General features: G+C 73.2%; 15 protein-coding genes. 11 read left to right on the forward strand and 4 right to left on the reverse strand.

Annotation, left to right across the window (positions count from 1 at the left end; all coding sequences use genetic code 11):
- Together BMH31_RS09290 and BMH31_RS09295 are read right to left on the reverse strand one after the other, a co-directional pair.
- Positions 1-1,113 (reverse strand): N-formylglutamate amidohydrolase, encoded by a 1,113-nt coding sequence (locus BMH31_RS09290; protein ID WP_099724056.1) that lies wholly within the window; start codon positions 1,111-1,113, stop codon positions 1-3.
- A 23-nt stretch (positions 1,114-1,136) separates the two neighbouring features.
- Complete coding sequence (locus BMH31_RS09295; RefSeq protein WP_241898220.1) at positions 1,137-1,616, reverse strand: RimK/LysX family protein; 480 nt, start codon at positions 1,614-1,616, stop codon at positions 1,137-1,139.
- A 24-nt stretch (positions 1,617-1,640) separates the two neighbouring features.
- Between BMH31_RS09295 and BMH31_RS09300 the strand changes: the two genes are divergently transcribed.
- Together BMH31_RS09300 and BMH31_RS09305 are read left to right on the forward strand one after the other, a co-directional pair.
- Entirely contained in the window at positions 1,641-2,840 is a 1,200-nt protein-coding gene (locus BMH31_RS09300; protein ID WP_099724054.1) for a RimK family alpha-L-glutamate ligase, read from the forward strand.
- 152 nt (positions 2,841-2,992) lie between these two features.
- Positions 2,993-3,931 (forward strand): Ig-like domain-containing protein, encoded by a 939-nt coding sequence (locus BMH31_RS09305; protein ID WP_099724053.1) that lies wholly within the window; start codon positions 2,993-2,995, stop codon positions 3,929-3,931.
- Here the strand turns inward: BMH31_RS09305 and BMH31_RS09310 are convergent.
- Positions 3,928-4,635, reverse strand: coding sequence for a YceI family protein (locus BMH31_RS09310; RefSeq protein ID WP_099724052.1), 708 nt, complete (start codon positions 4,633-4,635; stop codon positions 3,928-3,930). The genes BMH31_RS09305 and BMH31_RS09310 overlap by 4 nt on opposite strands.
- Before the next feature lie 179 nt (positions 4,636-4,814).
- On the opposite strand from BMH31_RS09310, the gene BMH31_RS09315 reads away from it, so the two are divergent.
- Positions 4,815-5,873 (forward strand): GNAT family N-acetyltransferase, encoded by a 1,059-nt coding sequence (locus BMH31_RS09315; RefSeq protein WP_099724051.1) that lies wholly within the window; start codon positions 4,815-4,817, stop codon positions 5,871-5,873.
- Positions 5,874-6,109: 236 nt separating this feature from the next.
- Here BMH31_RS09315 and BMH31_RS09320 read toward each other — a convergent pair whose 3' ends face one another.
- Positions 6,110-7,369, reverse strand: a complete 1,260-nt coding sequence (locus BMH31_RS09320) for a glutamyl-tRNA reductase (RefSeq protein ID WP_099724050.1) — start codon at positions 7,367-7,369, stop codon at positions 6,110-6,112.
- A gap of 102 nt (positions 7,370-7,471) precedes the next feature.
- Here BMH31_RS09320 and hemE point away from each other — a divergent pair, with 102 nt between their 5' ends.
- From hemE to BMH31_RS09360, 8 genes are read left to right on the forward strand one after another with little or no spacing between them, the layout of a single operon-like run.
- Entirely contained in the window at positions 7,472-8,590 is a 1,119-nt protein-coding gene (gene hemE / locus BMH31_RS09325) for a uroporphyrinogen decarboxylase (RefSeq protein WP_099724049.1), read from the forward strand.
- Entirely contained in the window at positions 8,580-10,157 is a 1,578-nt protein-coding gene (locus BMH31_RS15580) for an FAD-dependent oxidoreductase (protein ID WP_099724048.1), read from the forward strand. Before hemE ends, BMH31_RS15580 begins: the two co-directional genes overlap by 11 nt.
- On the forward strand, positions 10,154-10,870 hold the full coding sequence (hemQ, locus tag BMH31_RS09335) for a hydrogen peroxide-dependent heme synthase (protein ID WP_099724047.1): 717 nt from the start codon (positions 10,154-10,156) through the stop codon (positions 10,868-10,870). Before BMH31_RS15580 ends, hemQ begins: the two co-directional genes overlap by 4 nt.
- The gene (locus BMH31_RS09340) at positions 10,867-12,072 is read left to right on the forward strand and encodes a ferrochelatase (RefSeq protein ID WP_099724046.1); all 1,206 of its coding nucleotides are present in this window, start codon (positions 10,867-10,869) and stop codon (positions 12,070-12,072) included. The genes hemQ and BMH31_RS09340 overlap by 4 nt, the downstream gene beginning before the upstream one ends.
- Positions 12,069-13,073 (forward strand): hydroxymethylbilane synthase, encoded by a 1,005-nt coding sequence (gene hemC / locus BMH31_RS09345; protein ID WP_099724045.1) that lies wholly within the window; start codon positions 12,069-12,071, stop codon positions 13,071-13,073. The genes BMH31_RS09340 and hemC overlap by 4 nt, the downstream gene beginning before the upstream one ends.
- Positions 13,070-13,936 (forward strand): uroporphyrinogen-III synthase, encoded by an 867-nt coding sequence (locus BMH31_RS09350; protein WP_099724044.1) that lies wholly within the window; start codon positions 13,070-13,072, stop codon positions 13,934-13,936. Before hemC ends, BMH31_RS09350 begins: the two co-directional genes overlap by 4 nt.
- The gene (gene hemB / locus BMH31_RS09355) at positions 13,923-14,906 is read left to right on the forward strand and encodes a porphobilinogen synthase (RefSeq protein ID WP_099724043.1); all 984 of its coding nucleotides are present in this window, start codon (positions 13,923-13,925) and stop codon (positions 14,904-14,906) included. Before BMH31_RS09350 ends, hemB begins: the two co-directional genes overlap by 14 nt.
- Positions 14,903-16,255 (forward strand): glutamate-1-semialdehyde 2,1-aminomutase, encoded by a 1,353-nt coding sequence (locus tag BMH31_RS09360; RefSeq protein ID WP_099724042.1) that lies wholly within the window; start codon positions 14,903-14,905, stop codon positions 16,253-16,255. The genes hemB and BMH31_RS09360 overlap by 4 nt, the downstream gene beginning before the upstream one ends.
- The last annotated feature ends 183 nt before the right edge of the window (positions 16,256-16,438 follow it).

The following is a 16,438-nucleotide window of genomic DNA, read 5'->3' on the forward strand; positions in this document are numbered from 1 at the left end:
CTAGACGCGGGCGCGGAACGCGTCCCACGCGCGCTTGCAGGCGTGCGCCAGCGCATCGACCCGAGCCGGATCCTCGTCGATCCAGCCGGTGCCGGGCTCGTGCAGCTCGGCCGTCGCCGCCGGGCCGAGCAGGTACTCGCGCAGGAACTCGGCCTGCACCGCCCCGAGCCGCAGCTCTGCCGCCTCGGCGACCGCGGTCACCTCGCGGAACTGCGCCCCCGCGGCCAGGATCTCCTGGCTGCCGAGGTACGGCTGATTGAGCGCGACGGCGTCGGGACGTTCGACCGCGAATCCCGCGCGATGGGCGTCGGCGAGCGCGCGCAGCGCGTCGCCCGGCATGGTGGGCGGGTCCGCGGGACCGGCCGCCTCGCGCGGCTCGCCGAGCGCATCGCCGCGGTTCGACAGGGCCACGACGTCGGGCAGGCGATCCTGCTCGGCGCGCGGCACGTTCACCGCGCCGTCGCGGGTGGTCGTGGTGTTCATGGTGTCGTGGAACGAGAGCCGCGTGAACGTGCCGCCGCGCGCGAGCTTCATCGTGAGGAACTGCTCGGTGAGACGGTCCCGCGTCGCCTCGTAGACCCCGAGCCCCTGCTCGGCGGTGCGCGCGAAGGCATCGACGAGGCGGGCGATCCCGGCCTCGGTATCGGGGATCTCGAGGATCGGGAAGAACGAGAACGTGACCGGGCGGATCGCGTCGACGCCCGTGAGATCGACGCGCTGCCAGGGCCCGGCAGCGCGCACCCGCTCGACGGCCTGCGCGAGGGTGCCCCGCACATCGGCGGGCTTCGGGCGGTTGGGATCGCGGATCAACCGCGGGTGCGGGTTGATGACCGCGACGATCCGCGGATCGATCTCGGCCCAGCGGCGCACCACCGCGGCCGTCGCGACGTCGCTGAAGTCGTACTGCAGGCGCTTCGTGAGCGCGGGGGAGAGGAACTCGGCGATCTCCTCGGGGATCGCAGCGCCCGAGTGGGGTGTGCTGACCAGCAGATCGGCCTGCCGGATCGCGTCCTCGAGGCTGCGCGAACCGTCGGCGCCGCCGACGAAGTGGGTGATCTGCTCGGGGGCGAAGACGGTGCCGGACGGAATGAGGTCGAGATCCGCGTCGCTCATGGCCTCAGCGTAGCCCGGCTCGCCTAGGAACGCCCGCGATTCTTCCGACGGATCTTGCGATCCGGCTTCTCGCCGACGTACGAGGCCGCCGAGTCGACCAGGAACCCCTGCCGCAGCGCCTCGCGGCCGATGAGCATGCGGAACACCATCTCGTGCCGGCTCGTGAGCGTGACCTCGGCGGGCACGCGCCGGCCCACCAGCTCGATGTCCATGAGCACGACGATGCGGTCCTGCGAGTGCCCCGACGAGCTGCGGACGGTGCGGCGGTCGTGCACCGGGAGCTCCACCTGCACGGCGTCCTCTTCGGAGTTCTGCCAAGGGTGCACCTCGAACCGGACCCACGGCGCGCCGTCGCGCTCGAACTCCTCCAACTCCGCCGCGTGCAGCGCGGAGGTCTGCGCGCCCGTGTCGATCTTCGCCTTGATCCAGGGAACTCCCGCCGCAGGCAGGCGAACCCATTCACGCCAGCCCGTCAGGGTGCTTGAATGGTGGGGTTCGATCACGCACCTATCTTGGCAGGAAACCACGTGAAACTCGCGATTCTCTCGCGCGCCCCGCAGGCGTACTCCACGCAACGACTCCGCGCGGCCGCTGAGCAGCGCGGCCATACCCCCAAGGTGCTCAATACGCTGCGCTTCGCGATCGACCTCACGAGCGATGAGCCCGACCTGCAGTACCGGGGCAAGCAGCTAAGCGACTACGACGCGATCCTGCCCCGTATCGGCAATTCGATCACCTACTTCGGCACCGCGGTGGTGCGCCAGTTCGAGCAGATGGACGTCTACACGCCCAACACCGCGAACGGGATCACCAACGCACGCGACAAGCTGCGCGCGATCCAGATCCTGTCGCGGCACAACATCGACATGCCGGCGACCGCCTTCGTGCGCAATCGCGCCGACGTGCGCCCCGCGATCGAGAGCGTGGGCGGCGCGCCCGTCGTCATCAAGCTGCTCGAGGGCACCCAGGGCATCGGCGTGATCCTCGCGCCGCAGGTGAAGGTGGCGGAGGCCATCATCGAGACCCTGCACTCGACCCGCCAGAACGTCCTGATCCAGCGCTTCGTCTCGGAGAGCCGCGGGCGCGACATCCGCGCGCTCGTGGTCGGTGATCGGGTGGTCGCCGCGATGCGGCGCAGCGCAGCGGGCGACGAGTTCCGCTCGAACGTGCACCGCGGCGGCACGGTCGAAGCCGTGCAGCTCGACGCGGCCTACGAGCAGACCGCGGTGCGCGCGGCGCAGATCATGGGGCTGCGCGTCGCCGGCGTCGACATGCTCGAGGGTGACGAGGGGCCGCTCGTCATGGAGGTCAACTCCTCACCGGGCCTCCAGGGCATTGAGGCCGCCACCGGGCTCGACGTCGCCGGTGCGATCATCGACTACATCGCCGGGCAGGTGAACTTCCCCGAGATCGACGTGCGTCAGCGGCTCTCGGTGTCGACGGGCTACGGCGTCGCCGAGCTCCTCATCCACTCGGGCGCCGAGCAGGTCGGCAAGACCCTCGGGGATCTGGGTCTGTGGGACCGCGACATCACGGCGCTCACGCTCCACCGCGGCGTGCAGGTGATCCCGAACCCCCGCAAGCACCAGGTGCTCGAGGCGGAGGACCGGCTCCTGTGCTTCGGCAAGCTGGAGGAGATGCGCAGCATGATCCCCGAGCGTCGACGTCGGCGTGCGCGCGTGCGCAAACTGTCGAAGGAAGCGCAGGAGCTCGCCGAGGGGCAGTAGGGATCTTCGGGTGCTCGGGTGCTCGGGTGCCCGGGTGCTCGGGTTATGCACAGGGCGCAGACGCGCCTGTCCTGAGCCGGGGGAGCGTCCATAGCTTGGATCTACGGCAGCAGCGACCGTCGCTGCTGCGAATCCGAGCCGTAGGAGGCCCCGTGCAGTCCAACCGTCCCACCATCGGCAGCACGTCGTGCGCCCTGATCGCCGCGATCGCGCTCGTGGCCGCACTGCTCGCCTTCGGGCCCGCGGCTCGGGCAGCGGGTGCGGCGTCCGCGCCCGCCGTTGCGGTCGCCGCCGATCAGCATGTCCGGCTCACAGGTCCCTGGGTGATGCGGCATGCGACGAGCGACTACCCGATCCAACGCGGGGCCCAGCGCATCGCCTTCGTAGGCGGCGGCACTCCCGAGCAGGCGGTCACGGCCGAGTTCCCCGGGATCGGCAGGCAGGGCCCGATCACTTCCGAGTCAGAATGCCTCACGCTCCTGCCGACGAACCACGTCGGATTCACCGAGTGCAGCGGGGCGGCCGAGCAGGTCTTCGCTCTCGTCCCGCAGCAGTTCGGCTCGCACGCGGGGGCGCGCATCGTGTCGGCGCTCCGACCGGGTGACTCGCTGCAGCTCTACGGCGTCTGGAAGCTGGAATCCGACGCGTGGTCGACCGGCGGCGCGTCCACCGAAGCTGTCGAACTGCTCGACACCCGGCTACTGGACGCGATGAGCGGCGAGGCGCCGGTCCGCATCGAGGGGCCGCTCTCCGGCGAGACGGTCGATACCGCGACTCCCGTGGTGTTCGGGTCCGCCGAACCGGGAGGCACCGTCATCCTGACCGGCTCCGACGGAACCGAACTCGGCCGGGCCGTCGCCGGCGCGGACGGTGCCTGGGCGGTGGAACTCCCGGACCTTCCCGACGGCGCGCACACCGTGACCGCACGGGACGAGGGCGGCGCCGGCGAATCGGTGTCGTTCTTCGTCGCGAGGGAATCGGCCGAGACCCCGATGCAGGCGGGAGCCTTCGCGGGCATCCTTCTGGCGTTCACTGCTGCGGGGGTGCAGCGCGTGCGGCGCCTGCGCGGTCTCGCGCGTGCGGTGGGCTAGCCCTTGTGGGCCAGCAGCTGGAACTCGACGAACCCCTTGGGCTCCACCTTCACGAATCCGAGGCTCGGTGCTTCGACGCCGTAGTCGGCGAACGTGATGGGGATCTGCCCGGCGATCTGGGTCTGCGAACTGTCCGAGCGCACCTCGACCTCGAATGTGACCGACCGTGTCTTGCCCGCGAGCGTCAGGTCGCCAGTCACCGACTGCTTCACCGTCTCACCGGCCTTCGGGGCGGCCGCCGGCTTCGCTGCTTTCGTGAGCACGAAGGTGGCCTTCGGGAACCGATCGGTGCGCAGCGCCGTCGACCGGAAGTAGTCGTCGCGATTCTGGCTGTCGGTCGCGATCGACGCCACATCGACCGAGAGCTCCGCCTTCGTGAGCGTCAGATCCTGCACCGTCAACGAACCCGTCACCTCGGAGGTCCTGCCGGTCACGGTCACGTCGGTGCCGTTCAGCACCTCGTTCACCCGGTACCCCGCCTCTGAACCGGAACCCACGGACCAGGCGCCATCGACATCCGCCGCGGAGAGACGGCCGGTCGGGGTGCTGCCGAGCGTGCCGGGCCCCGCCGAGATGGTGGGCACGGCGTCGGCCGGCTTCGCGATCACGTCGCGATACACGATCGGCCCCGCGATCGCCGCAGTACCTCCGATCAGCACCAACGCGACGGCGGAACCGATCAGCACCTTGGTCCGTCGTCTCATGCGCCAGCCCTTCGCAGAATCCTTCGAGAAACAAAAAGTCGACGGCGACGCCTCCACCTCGCCCGCGGTGAATACGACGCCGTAATCACTACTTTCACGTGAAAACCCATGGGGTGGCTGAGAGCTTGCTCCACAAGCGGAGAGAGACGAGCGCGATGCAACGGTCGTAAACTTGAGCGGTGAACAGCAGCGCCTTCGAGATCCGTCCCATCCGTCCCGAAGAACACGCCGTGGAAGCCGAGCTGCTGCGCCGAGCGTACGCCGCCGGACCCTACGCCGCGGACCTCGACGGCAACGAAGCGTGGATCGCCACCGAGCGCGACACCGCCGGACGCGATGCTGCCGGGCGAGTGCTCGTCGCCGTTCGTGCCGAGGCCCCCGGCGAAGTGATCGGCGCGGTCAGCGTGCTCCGCGGCGGAAGCCCCTACACCAAGCTCGCGGCACCGGGCGAAGCGGAACTCCGCCTCGTCGCCGTCGACCCGGCCGCTCAGGGCGCGGGACTCGGCGCAGCGCTCACCCGCGCCGGCACCGAGCTCGCCATGCGGTGGGGCGTCGACGCGATCCGCCTCGACACCGGCGAACGCAACCCCGCCCAGCACCTCTACGCGAAGCTCGGCTACGAGCGCACTCCCGAACGCGACACGAGTCTCGCGGACGGCGGATACGGCGGATCCCTCACCTACGCCTACCCCCTGAACGGCGATTCCGCGGGCCCGATCGATGCGAGCGTGCGAGTTCGGGAGATCCGGAGCGCCGACGTCGAAGCGGTCAGCGCGCTCGTGCTCGCCGCGTACCGGGACACCTACGAGGGTCTCGACCCCGCCTACCTGGGCGAGATCGCTGACGTCGCCGGACGCATGCGCGACGGCCTCGTGTGGGTCGCCGAAGACCGCGATAGCGGCGAACTGCTCGGCACCATCACGACGCCTCGCCCCGGGAAGACGCTCAGCGACGTCGCGCACCCCGGCGAGCTCGACATCCGCCTCCTCGGCGTCGGAGCGGCGGCCCGCGGGCGCGGCATCGGCGAACGGCTCACCCGGCTCGGCATCACCCTGGCCCGGCTCCGCGGCAACAGCCGGCTCGTGCTCAACACCGGGCTGATGATGGAACCCGCATGGAGGCTCTACGAGCGCCTCGGCTTCGAGCGCCTCGTCGATCGAGAGCGCCAGTTCACCCGCCCCGACGGCACCGTGGTGCACCTGCTCGCCTACGGATACGACGTCCAGACCCGCGGCTGATACCTGGGTCTCGCCCAGGGTCTGGGTCTGGGACTGGGTATGGACCTGGGTCCGGGTCTGGGACGGACCAGTGCTTGGGCGTGGGCCCGCACCGGTGCGCTCCCTCCCCGCCCCCGCGCGAGTCATCGAGTGGCGTCAAACCGCTGGAATGCGGATTGATTCGGCGTGTTTGCCGCCTCTCGATGGATGAGCCCGCCGGGGTGCCCGGCAAGGCGCCCGCTCAGGGAGCCCGAGCCCTATTCGCCAGGCCCGAACAGCGCCTCGACCGCGGCTCGCGCCTCCGGCGCACGGCCGGCGCGGCCCAGTTGGCGCACCCGCACGGTCGGCTGGTGCATGAGGCGTCCCGCGAAGTGGCGCAGCGCCGCCGCGACGTCCGGATCGCCCGAGCGCGCGATCTCGTCCTCCAGGATCCCGTGCACGTGTCCCCGCAGCGTCACGAGCGCGGGCACCGCGTCGAGTTCGGCGCGGTCGGCCGCGAACTCGGCGGCGGCGTCGGCGACGATCTCTCGTGCCTCGGCCTCGGCGCTGAGCTCGGCGATGGGGGCGTGCTTCGCGACGGTCTCGAGGTCGAGCAGCTCGACACCGGGCACGGTGGCCGATGCGGGGTCGATGTTGCGCGGTACGCCGAGGTCGATGAGGAGTCGGGGACGCGGCCGGTCGGAGTTCGACACCGCGCCGCCCGCGAGCGCGTGGCAGAAGGGGGCGCGGGACGGCGCGACGGTGCGGGCGAAACGCTCGCGGCCGAGGAGCGGGTCCTGCGCATGGCTGCACGCGATCACGAGGTCTGCGCGCTCGAGCTCGAGTTCGAGCGCCTCGTGCGGGATCGCGCGCACACCGTGCGACGCGGCGAACTGCTGGGCGCGGCCCGAGGGGGAGTAGACGCCGATGCGTTCGGCTCCGCGCGCGCGGAGCGCGGCGAGACTGGCGCCCGCGTACGCGCCGGTGCCGACGAGCACGATCCGGGTGCCGCGCCAGTCGCCGATGCGGCTCTCGGCCATGCGCAGGGCGAGGCGGACGAGCGAGCGCCCCTTCGACTGGATCCCGGTCCGGTGCTTGATCGCCTTGGAGACGCCGGTGGCGCGCTGGAAGAGGCGTTCGAGCTCGGTCGTGACGGTGCCCGCGGTGCGGGCCCGGTCGAGTGCGCGGCGCACCTGGCCGGCGATCTCGCCCTCGCCGACGACGGCCGATTCGAGGCCGCCCGCGACGGCGAACAGGTGCTCGGGCACCTCGCTGCCCGAGTGCACCGCGCTCGCGACGGCGAAGCGCTCGGCAGGCAGCTCCGCGGCCTCGGCGAGGCTGCGGATCACGGCCTCGCGGTCGAGCACGGGCGAATCGAGGTACGCCTCGAAGCGGTTGCACGTGGCGACCACGACGGCTCCCGTGGCGAACGCGGGATCGGTCAGCCGTGCCGTGAGGTCATCGGCGCGTCGCTCGATGTGCTCGAGCAGTTCGAGGTCGGCCCGGTGGTGGTCGACGGATACGCAAAGCAGACTCATCAGGCTGGAACTCCGCGGAATCGTGCGGAATCCCGGTGCCTGAGAGCAAGCTGAACGAGAGTGTGCATCTTCATCGGATGAATACGTTAGCATCATCATCTGATGAATGCCCTGCCCTCCTCGCACCCGCTCCGCGACGGCCGCACCTCGGCCGCTCCGCTCGTCCGAGCCCTCCGCGGCGACCGCCCCGAGACGCCCCCCGTCTGGTTCATGCGCCAGGCCGGACGCTCGCTCCCCGAGTACCGCGAGCTGCGCGCCGGCGGCGACATGCTCGAGGCCTGCACGACCCCCGAGCTGGCTGCCGAGATCACGCTGCAGCCGGTGCGCCGGCACGGGGTCGATGCGGGCATCTTCTTCAGCGACATCGTCGTGCCCCTGCTGCTCGCGGGAGTCGACGTGCAGATCGTCGCCGGCCGCGGCCCGGTGTTCGCCGAGCCGGTGCGCACCGCCGAGCAGGTCGCCCGGCTCCGTGCGGAGCACGGGGCGGACCGCCTGCGCGAGCACCTGGACCCGATCCGCCGCGCCGTCGAGATCACGGTCGCCGAGCTCGGACCGACCCCGCTGATCGGCTTCGCGGGTGCGCCCTTCACGCTCGCCTCCTACCTGGTCGAGGGCGGGCCGTCGCGCGATCACCTGCGCGCTCGCGCGCTCATGCACGCGGAGCCCGAGACGTGGGCTGCGCTGCTCGACTGGGCCGCCGAACTCAGCGGCGCGTTCCTCGAGGCGCAGGTGCTGGCGGGCGCGAGCGCCGTCCAGCTGTTCGACTCCTGGGCCGGTTCGCTGCGCCCCGTCGACTACCGTGATTCGGTCGCGGTCCACTCGGCCAAGGCGCTCGACGCCGTGCGCCACCTGCACGCGCCGGATCCCGGCCTCGAGGGCTACGCCGCCGCCGGAGCACGGGTGCCGCGCATCCACTTCGCCGTCGGCGCCGGCCACCTGGCCGATCAGTTCGCGGGCCTCGGCGTCGACGCCGTCGGTGTCGACTGGCGCACCCCGCTCGACGAGGCCAGCCGGGCGCTGGGCGACGCGGTGGTGCTGCAGGGCAACATCGATCCGGCGTTCCTGGCGGCCCCCGCCGAGGTGCTCGACGCGCACGTCGACGACGTGATCGCCCGCGGGCGGCGTGCGCCCGCGCACGTGCTGAACCTCGGCCACGGCGTGCCGCCCGAGGCCGATCCGTCGGTGCTCACCCGCCTCGTGGAGCGGGTCCATGGGCGCTGACGACGAGGACCAACCCCTCGGCCGGGCGGCGCGGCGGGCTGCCGCGCAACCCGCCGCCGCGAACCGCGCCGCAGCGCGGCGGCCGCGCGTCGCCGTGGTCGGCGGCGGGATCGCCGGCCTCGTCGCCGCGCGCGACCTGGCGATCGGCGGGGCCGAGGTCACGGTGCTCGAGCGCGGCGACCGGCTCGGCGGCAAGCTCCGCGGCGAGCGGATCGCGGCGTGGGCCGGCACCGGAACCGATGCCGTCGTCGCCGACCTCGGTGCGGAGGCGTACGCCACCCGTGGCGACGGCGTCGCCGTGCTGCTGACCGAGCTCGGCATGATCGATCGGATCGAGGCGCCGCGACCGCTGGGCTCGTGGGCCTACGACAGTGGAATCGCGTACGCGCTGCCCCCGGGGCTGCTCGGAATCCCCGCGCAGCCGTTCTCGAGCAAGGCGTTCCGGGCCCTCGGACTCGGCGGGGTGCTGCGCGCCGCGATCGAGCCACTGCTGCCGCGCGCGGTCGGCCGCGACGAGCGGTCCCTCGGCGGCCTCGTCGAGGCCCGCTTCGGTTCCAGAGTGCTCGACCGTCTCGTGCGTCCCGTGGCCCGCGGCGTCTACTCGACGGACCCCGAGAGCCTGCCGGTCGCGCGCGTCGCCCCCGGTCTGGCCTCGACCCTCGCGAAGGGCCGTTCCCTCACCCGGGCGGTGCGCGCGGCGAACGCGCGCCGCACCTCCGCCGGCGGAGCGGTCGCCCGCATCGGCGGCGGCATGCACCGGCTCCCTGAGCGGCTCGAGGCCGAGCTGCGCGAGCTCGGCGTCGCGATCCGTCTCGGCGCCGAGGTCGTCGAGGTGAGCGGCGTGGACGACGGCTGGGCCGTGCAGCTCGCCGCCGAGACGATCCGCGTCGATGCGGTGCTGCTCGCCGCGGGGCTCCCGGGTCCCGTGCGGGATCCCGGCTTCGACGTGGAGGTCGTGTTGCTCGCCATCGAGGATCCGCGACTCGACGCGGCACCCCGAGGCACCGGCCTGCTCGTCGCGGCGACCGATCGCGGCGGTCCCGCCGCGAAGGCCCTGACCCACACCTCGGCGAAGTGGCGCGCCGCCGCCGACGGGCTCGGCCCCGGTCGGCACCTCGTGCGGCTCTCCTACGGCAGCGCGGACTGGATCCCGGCCACGCGCGGGCTCGGGGACGCGGCCGTGCGCGAGCGCGTCGTCGCCGATGCGGCCGAACTCCTGGGCATCGAACTGCGCGCCGGCGACGTACGCGAGATGCACCGCGCGGTCTGGACCATGCCCCGCGCCGATGCGTCGAATCCCGGCAGTGCAGGAGCCGGAGCCGCGGCTGGGCCCGCCGGATCCGCCAGGGTGACCGCTGCAGGCACCGACGTGCTCCGCGTCCCCGTCGCTCGCACCGGCGAGGCCGCCTCCGGCACGGGCCTCGCCCAGGTGATCCCGCACGCGCGCGCCGCCGCGCGCGAGCTGCTGGCCGGCCTGTCCCGGTCCGCCGAACGAGCTTCCGCCGCAGGCGGAACCCCCGAACCGTCCACCCGCAGCGAGTCCCAGCAGAGGAGTCACACCCCATGAGCGCACACGAGCAGTCCGCGGCGCACCCCGCCGAGCCCGGCCCGAGCGGCTACACCCTGTTCGCGGTGTTCCGCCGCGATCCGCAGCGCCCCGCGCCCGCGGGCGACGCCGCCGCGCGGACCGAGCTCGCCGAGCTGACCGCCGCCGGCGAGCGGATCGCCGCCGACGGGGTCGTGCTGCGCGGCTGGTACGACGTGTCGGGCCTGCGCGCCGATGCCGATCTGATGGTCTGGCTGCACGGCGATACCGCCGAGGGCCTGCAGGCCGCGCTGCGCGTGCTGCGCCGCACGGCGGCCATCGACCGCCTGCTGCCGACGTGGAACGCGCTCGGCGTGCACCGCACGGCCGAGTTCAACCGCGCCCACGTGCCCGGCTTCCTGCGCGAGGAGCGCGCCCGCGACTGGCTCGTGCTCTACCCCTTCGTGCGCGATGCCGAGTGGTACCTGCTGCCCGACGAGGATCGCCGCCGCATGCTCGCCGATCACGGACGCAAGGGCGCCGCGTTCCGCTCGGTCGTGGCGAACACCGTCTCGTCGTTCGCACTGGGCGACTACGAGTGGCTCCTGCCGATGGAGTCCGACGAGCTGACCGACCTGGTCGACATGATGCGCGAGCTGCGCAACACCGACGCGCGACGCCACATGCGCGAGGAGGTCCCGTTCTTCACGGGCCGCCGCATCACCGAAACCGAAGCACTGGAGGTCCTTCGATGAGCACCGACCCCGCTCTCACCGCCGCGTCCGCCGCGTTCGACGAGCAGCCGCACGCGACCGCTGCCGCGAGCTTCGATGAGACTGCGCACGAGTACGACGCGATCCTGCTGCTGGGCTTCGGCGGTCCCGAGGGACAGGACGACGTGATCCCGTTCCTGCGCAACGTCACCCGCGGCCGGGGGATCCCGGATGAGCGCCTCGAGGAGGTCGCGCACCACTACCGTCACTTCCACGGCGTGAGCCCGATCAATCAGCAGAACCGCGAGCTGCGCGACGCGCTCGTGGCCGAGCTGGATCGCCGCGGGATCGACCTGCCTGTGCTGTGGGGCAACCGCAACTGGGACCCGAGCCTCCCCGACGCGCTGCGCGAGGCCGACGCCCGCGGCTTCCGCCGGATCCTGGCGCTCGCCACGAGCGCCTACGCCTCCTACTCGGGCTGCAAGCAGTACCAGGAGAACATCGACGACGCGCTCGCCGAGACCGGTCTGGCGGGCCGCCTGACCATCGACAAGGCGCGCCCCCACTTCGACCACCCGGGCTTCATCACGCCGTTCGTCGAGGCGCTGCGCGGCGGCATCGCCGAACTGCGCGAGAAGATCCCCGGGCTCGATCCCGCGCAGGACGTGCGGATCCTGTTCGCCACCCATTCGGTGCCGAACAGCTACACGGGCGACTTCGGGCCGCACCCGGAGGCGCTCGGTGGCGAGGGCGCGTACGAAGCGCAGCACCTCGCGGTGAGCGCGGCCGTGGCCGAGGCCGCGGGCGAGGGCGCGGCCTGGGACCTCGTGTACCAGTCGCGCAGCGGCCCCGCGCACCAGCCCTGGCTCGAGCCCGACATCAACGACTTCATCGCCGAGATGCCGAAGGGCGAGGCGAAGGCGATCGTGATCGTGCCCGTCGGCTTCGTGAGCGACCACATGGAGGTGCTCTGGGACCTCGACACCGAGGCGGTCGAGACCGCGGGCGAGCACGGTCTCGAGGTCGTGCGCGTGCCGACACCCGGCACCCACCCGGCCTATGTGAGCGGGCTCATCGACCTCGTGCTCGAGCGCCGCGACGGCACCCCCGTCGCCGAGCGCGCCTCCGAGCTCGCGCTCGGCCCCTGGTTCGACGTGTGCGGCGCGGGCTGCTGCGACACCGAGGAGCGCCAGGCCGCCGTGCGCGCGCACCGGGCCCGAATGCTGCAGGCGGCCGACGCATGACCGCACCCAGCGGGATCCTGGTCTCGCGCGAGCCTGTTCAGGCCCGCGACGGCCTGATCCGCGTCGGTACGCGCGGCAGCGCGCTCGCCGTCACCCAGACGACGGGCGTCGCCGAGCGCATCGCCGCGGCGACGGGCGCCGAGGTCGTGCTCGTGATCATCACCACCCACGGCGACACCTCGCGGGCGCCCCTCTCGCAGCTCGGCGGCACCGGTGTGTTCGTGAGCGCGCTGCGCGACGCCCTGCTCGCCGGAGAGTGCGACCTCGCGGTGCACTCGCTCAAGGACCTGCCGACCGGGCCGTGCGAAGGGATCGCGCTCGGCGCGATCCCCGAGCGCGTCGATCCCCGCGACGCGCTCTGCGCCCGCGACGGCCTCACCCTCGCGGAGCTGCCGCAGGGCGCCGACGTCGGCACCGGATCGCCGCGCCGCGCCGCGCAGCTGCTCGCCCGGCGCCCCGACCTCACCGTGCACGACCTGCGCGGCAACGTCGACACCCGGCTCGGCCGCGTGGGCCGCGATCTCGACGCCGTCGTGCTCGCCGTCGCCGGACTCGAACGGATCGGCCGCGGCGCATCCATCACCGAGCGCTTCCCGCTCGAGGACGCCCCGACCGCCCCCGGGCAGGGCGCCCTCGCCATCGAGGCGCGCACGGAGGACGCCGCGACGCCCGGTCCGATCGCCACCGCGCTCGCCGCCGTGGAGCACACCGACTCCCGCTGCACCGCGCTCGCCGAGCGCAGCCTGCTCGGAACGCTGGAGGCCGGCTGCGCCGCGCCGGTCGGTGCCTGGGCACGCATCGACGACGACGGCCGCATCGTGCTCGCCGGAGCCGTGTACCGGGTCGACGGCAGCGCGTCGCTCGTGCGCGAGAACTCGGCGCAGCTGCCCGAGGACGCGTTCGCCAGAGCCGAGACCGCTTACGCGCTCGGTGCCGCGGTCGCGCGGGCGCTGCTCGACGCGGGCGCGGCGCAGCTCGCCGACCTCGGGGCCGCGCGATGATCCCCGTCCGACGCGCACCGCTGCCCCTCACCGACCGCCGGATCCTGCTGCCGCGCGGCGGCGTCTGGGGCGAGCGCGTCGCCGCCGAGGTGCGGCGCCGCGGCGGCGTGCCGGTGACCGGGCAGCTCATCGAGCTGGCCGAGCCGCACGACGGCGAGCCGCTGCGCGCCGCGGTCGAGGCATGGAACCGCGGCGACTACGACTGGCTCGCGGTCACCTCCGCCAATGCCGCCGCCGCGCTCGTGAGCGCCGGCGCCCGCCCGCGCCCGGACTCGCGCGTCGCGGTCGTCGGCCCGAGCACGGCCGAGGCGCTGCAGCAGCACGACTTCCGCATCGCCGTGATGCCGGCCCGCAACTACTCGGGCGAGGGCCTCGTGACGTCGATGCTCGCCGCGCTCGGCGCGGGCCCGGCCGAGGTGCTGCTGCCCGTCTCCGATCAGGCGGGTACCGGCCTGGAGGAGGCGCTGCGCGATGCCGGCCACTGGGTGTCGCGCGTCACCGCGTACCGCACGGTCGAGGTCGCACCGGACCCGGCCCACGCCTCGGCGCTCGCGGAGGGCAGCTTCGACGCCGTGCTCGTGACGAGCGGGTCCGTCGCCCGTGCGCTGGCCGCGGCCTGCCCGGTGATCCCCGCGGAGACCCGGGTCGCGGCGATCGGCGGCCCGACGGCGCAGGCGCTCGTCGATGCCGGCCTGCGCGCCGACACGGTCGCCCCGATGCACACCGTCGACGGACTGCTCGACGCCCTCTCGGCCGCGTTCGCCCTCGAGCCCACGCAGCCGTTCGAATCGACCTCGCCGTTCGCGGGCCTCGCGCCCGACGACGGCACCGCACCCGAGAAGGACCCCGATGCCCAGCCCTGACGCCCCCAGCATCCGCCCGCGCCGCCTGCGCAGCACACCGGCCATGCGCCGGCTCGTCGCCGAGACCCGGCTGCACCCGGCCGAGCTCGTGCTCCCGCTCTTCGTCCGCGAGGGGATCGACGCGCCCCGCGAACTGCAGGCCATGCCCGGTGTCCAGCAGCACACCGTCGATTCGCTGCGCCGCATCTCGGCCGAGGCCGCGGCCGCCGGACTCGGCGGTGTGATGCTGTTCGGCGTGCCCGCGGTGCGCGACGCCCGCGGCTCCGGCATCGACGACCCCGAGGGGATCCTCAACATCGCCACTCGTGCGGTGCAGCAGGAGGTCGGCGACGCGCTCGTCGTGCAGACCGACCTCTGCCTCGACGAGTTCACCGATCACGGCCACTGCGGCGTGCTCGCGGGCGACGGATCGGTCGACAACGACGCCACGCTCGAGCGCTACCGCTCGGCCGCCGTGGCGCAGGCCGACGCCGGTGCCGCGATGCTCGGCCTCTCGGGCATGATGGACGGCCAGGTCGCCGCCGTGCGCGACGCGCTCGACGCAGCCGGGCACGAGGACACCGCGATCCTGGCCTACGCCGCGAAGTACGCGTCGGCCTTCTACGGCCCGTTCCGCGAGGCCGTAGACTCGCAGCTCACGGGGGACCGCCGCAGCTATCAGCAGGATCCCGCCAACCGGCGCGAGGGCCTGCGCGAGGCCGAGCTCGACCTCGCCGAGGGTGCTGACGTGCTCATGGTGAAGCCGGCGATGTCCTACCTGGATGTGCTCGCCGACGTCGCCGCCACGAGCCCCGTGCCGGTCTGGGCCTACCAGGTCTCGGGTGAGGCGGCGATGATCGAGGCCGCGTCGGCCAACGGCTGGATCGACCGCTCCGCTGCCATCCACGAATCCCTCATCTCGATCCGTCGTGCGGGGGCCGACGCGATCCTCAGTTACTTCGCCCTCGAGGTTGCGGAGCGACTGCGATGAACCCCACCACCGATACCACCGGGACCGACGCGGCCACCGCTCGGAGCGCAGCCCTGCAGGAGCGCGCGGCGCGCGTGATCCCCGGCGGCGTCAACTCGCCCGTACGGGCCTTCGGATCGGTCGGCGGCACGCCCCGCTTCCTCGTCTCGGGCACGGGCCCCTATGTGACCGACGCCGACGGCAACGAGTACGTCGACCTCGTCGCCGCGTGGGGCCCCGCCCTGCTCGGCCACGCGCACCCGCCCGTGATCGACGCCGTGCAGCGCGCGGCAGCGGCCGGCCTCGGCTTCGGCGCGTCGGCGCCCGGCGAGGCGGAACTGGCCGAGGAGATCATCGCGCGCGTGCCCGCGGTCCAACGTCTGCGTCTGGTGTCGACGGGCACCGAGGCGACCATGACCGCGATCCGACTGGCGCGCGGCGCGACCGGGCGGCCGCTGCTCATCAAGTTCGCCGGGCACTACCACGGCCACTCCGACGGTCTCCTCGCCGAGGCCGGCTCGGGCCTCGCGACGCTGTCGCTGCCGGGTTCCGCGGGCGTGACCCCCGAGACCGCCGGACAGACCCTCGTGCTGCCCTACAACGACCTCGCGGCGCTCGAGGCGGCCTTCGCCGAGCACGGAGACCGCATCGCCGGCATCATCGCCGAGGCCGCGGCCTGCAACATGGGCGTGCTGCCGCCCGAGCCCGGCTTCACCGCCGCGATGATCGAGCTCGCGCACCGCCACGGCGCGCTCGTGATCCTCGACGAGGTGCTCACCGGCTTCCGCGCGAGCGCCTCCGGCTACTGGGGCATCGAGTCGGCGGGGGTTCCCGCCGGTGTGCAGCCCGATCTCTTCACCTTCGGCAAGGTCGTGGGCGGCGGGCTGCCGCTCGCCGCCGTCGGCGGTCGCGTCGAACTCATGGAACAGCTGGCGCCGCTCGGCCCCGTCTACCAGGCGGGGACCCTCTCGGGGAACCCCGTCGCCGTGGCCGCCGGGCTCGCGACCCTGCGCGGGGCCGACGATGCGGCGTACGCGCGCCTGTCGGCCGCGTCGGAGCGCCTGTCGGGAGCCGTCGGCGCTGCGCTCTCCGCGGCGGGCGTCGCGCACCGCGTGCAGCGTGCCGGGACCCTGTTCAGCGTGCTCTTCGGCGATTTCGCCGAGGCACCCCGCACCTACGCCGAGGTGCAGCAGCAGGAGTCGTTCCGCTACCGGGCGTTCTTCCACGCCATGCTCGACGGCGGAGTGAACCTGCCCCCGAGCGCGTTCGAGGCCTGGTTCGTGACGGCCGCGCACGACGACGCGGCGCTGAGCCGCATCGAAGCGGTGCTGCCGGCGGCTGCTGCGGCCGCCGCGGCGGCCCGGCCGTAGCGCGCGGGGCGGCCGGAGCAGCCGTCGAGACGCCCGCTTGCCGACGGAACACCGCGCTGCTTCGTAGTGTTTCGCAGGTAGGCGGGAGTCTCGGCGGCAGGACGTGTGAGCGCGGCAAAAGAGGCGGGTGCATGGGCGCCATGCCCCGCGCGACGAGGCCAGCCGCAACGACGAAGCCCGCCG

The organism is Leucobacter sp. OLIS6 (genome assembly GCF_002752355.1).
Lineage (GTDB): Bacteria > Actinomycetota > Actinomycetes > Actinomycetales > Microbacteriaceae > Leucobacter.

Bases quoted from the DNA above. Each gene is read 5' to 3' on its own strand.
- BMH31_RS09310 (WP_099724052.1), bottom strand. From the start codon at position 4,635: ATGAGACGACGGACCAAGGTGCTGATCGGTTCCGCCGTCGCGTTGGTG.
- BMH31_RS15580 (WP_099724048.1), top strand. From the start codon at position 8,580: ATGGGCGCTGACGACGAGGACCAACCCCTCGGCCGGGCGGCGCGGCGG.
- hemQ (WP_099724047.1), top strand. From the start codon at position 10,154: ATGAGCGCACACGAGCAGTCCGCGGCGCACCCCGCCGAGCCCGGCCCG.
- hemB (WP_099724043.1), top strand. From the start codon at position 13,923: ATGCCCAGCCCTGACGCCCCCAGCATCCGCCCGCGCCGCCTGCGCAGC.
- BMH31_RS09360 (WP_099724042.1), top strand. From the start codon at position 14,903: ATGAACCCCACCACCGATACCACCGGGACCGACGCGGCCACCGCTCGG.
- hemC (WP_099724045.1), top strand. From the start codon at position 12,069: ATGACCGCACCCAGCGGGATCCTGGTCTCGCGCGAGCCTGTTCAGGCC.
- BMH31_RS09320 (WP_099724050.1), bottom strand. From the start codon at position 7,369: ATGAGTCTGCTTTGCGTATCCGTCGACCACCACCGGGCCGACCTCGAA.
- BMH31_RS09340 (WP_099724046.1), top strand. From the start codon at position 10,867: ATGAGCACCGACCCCGCTCTCACCGCCGCGTCCGCCGCGTTCGACGAG.
- BMH31_RS09350 (WP_099724044.1), top strand. From the start codon at position 13,070: ATGATCCCCGTCCGACGCGCACCGCTGCCCCTCACCGACCGCCGGATC.
- hemE (WP_099724049.1), top strand. From the start codon at position 7,472: ATGAATGCCCTGCCCTCCTCGCACCCGCTCCGCGACGGCCGCACCTCG.
- BMH31_RS09290 (WP_099724056.1), bottom strand. From the start codon at position 1,113: ATGAGCGACGCGGATCTCGACCTCATTCCGTCCGGCACCGTCTTCGCC.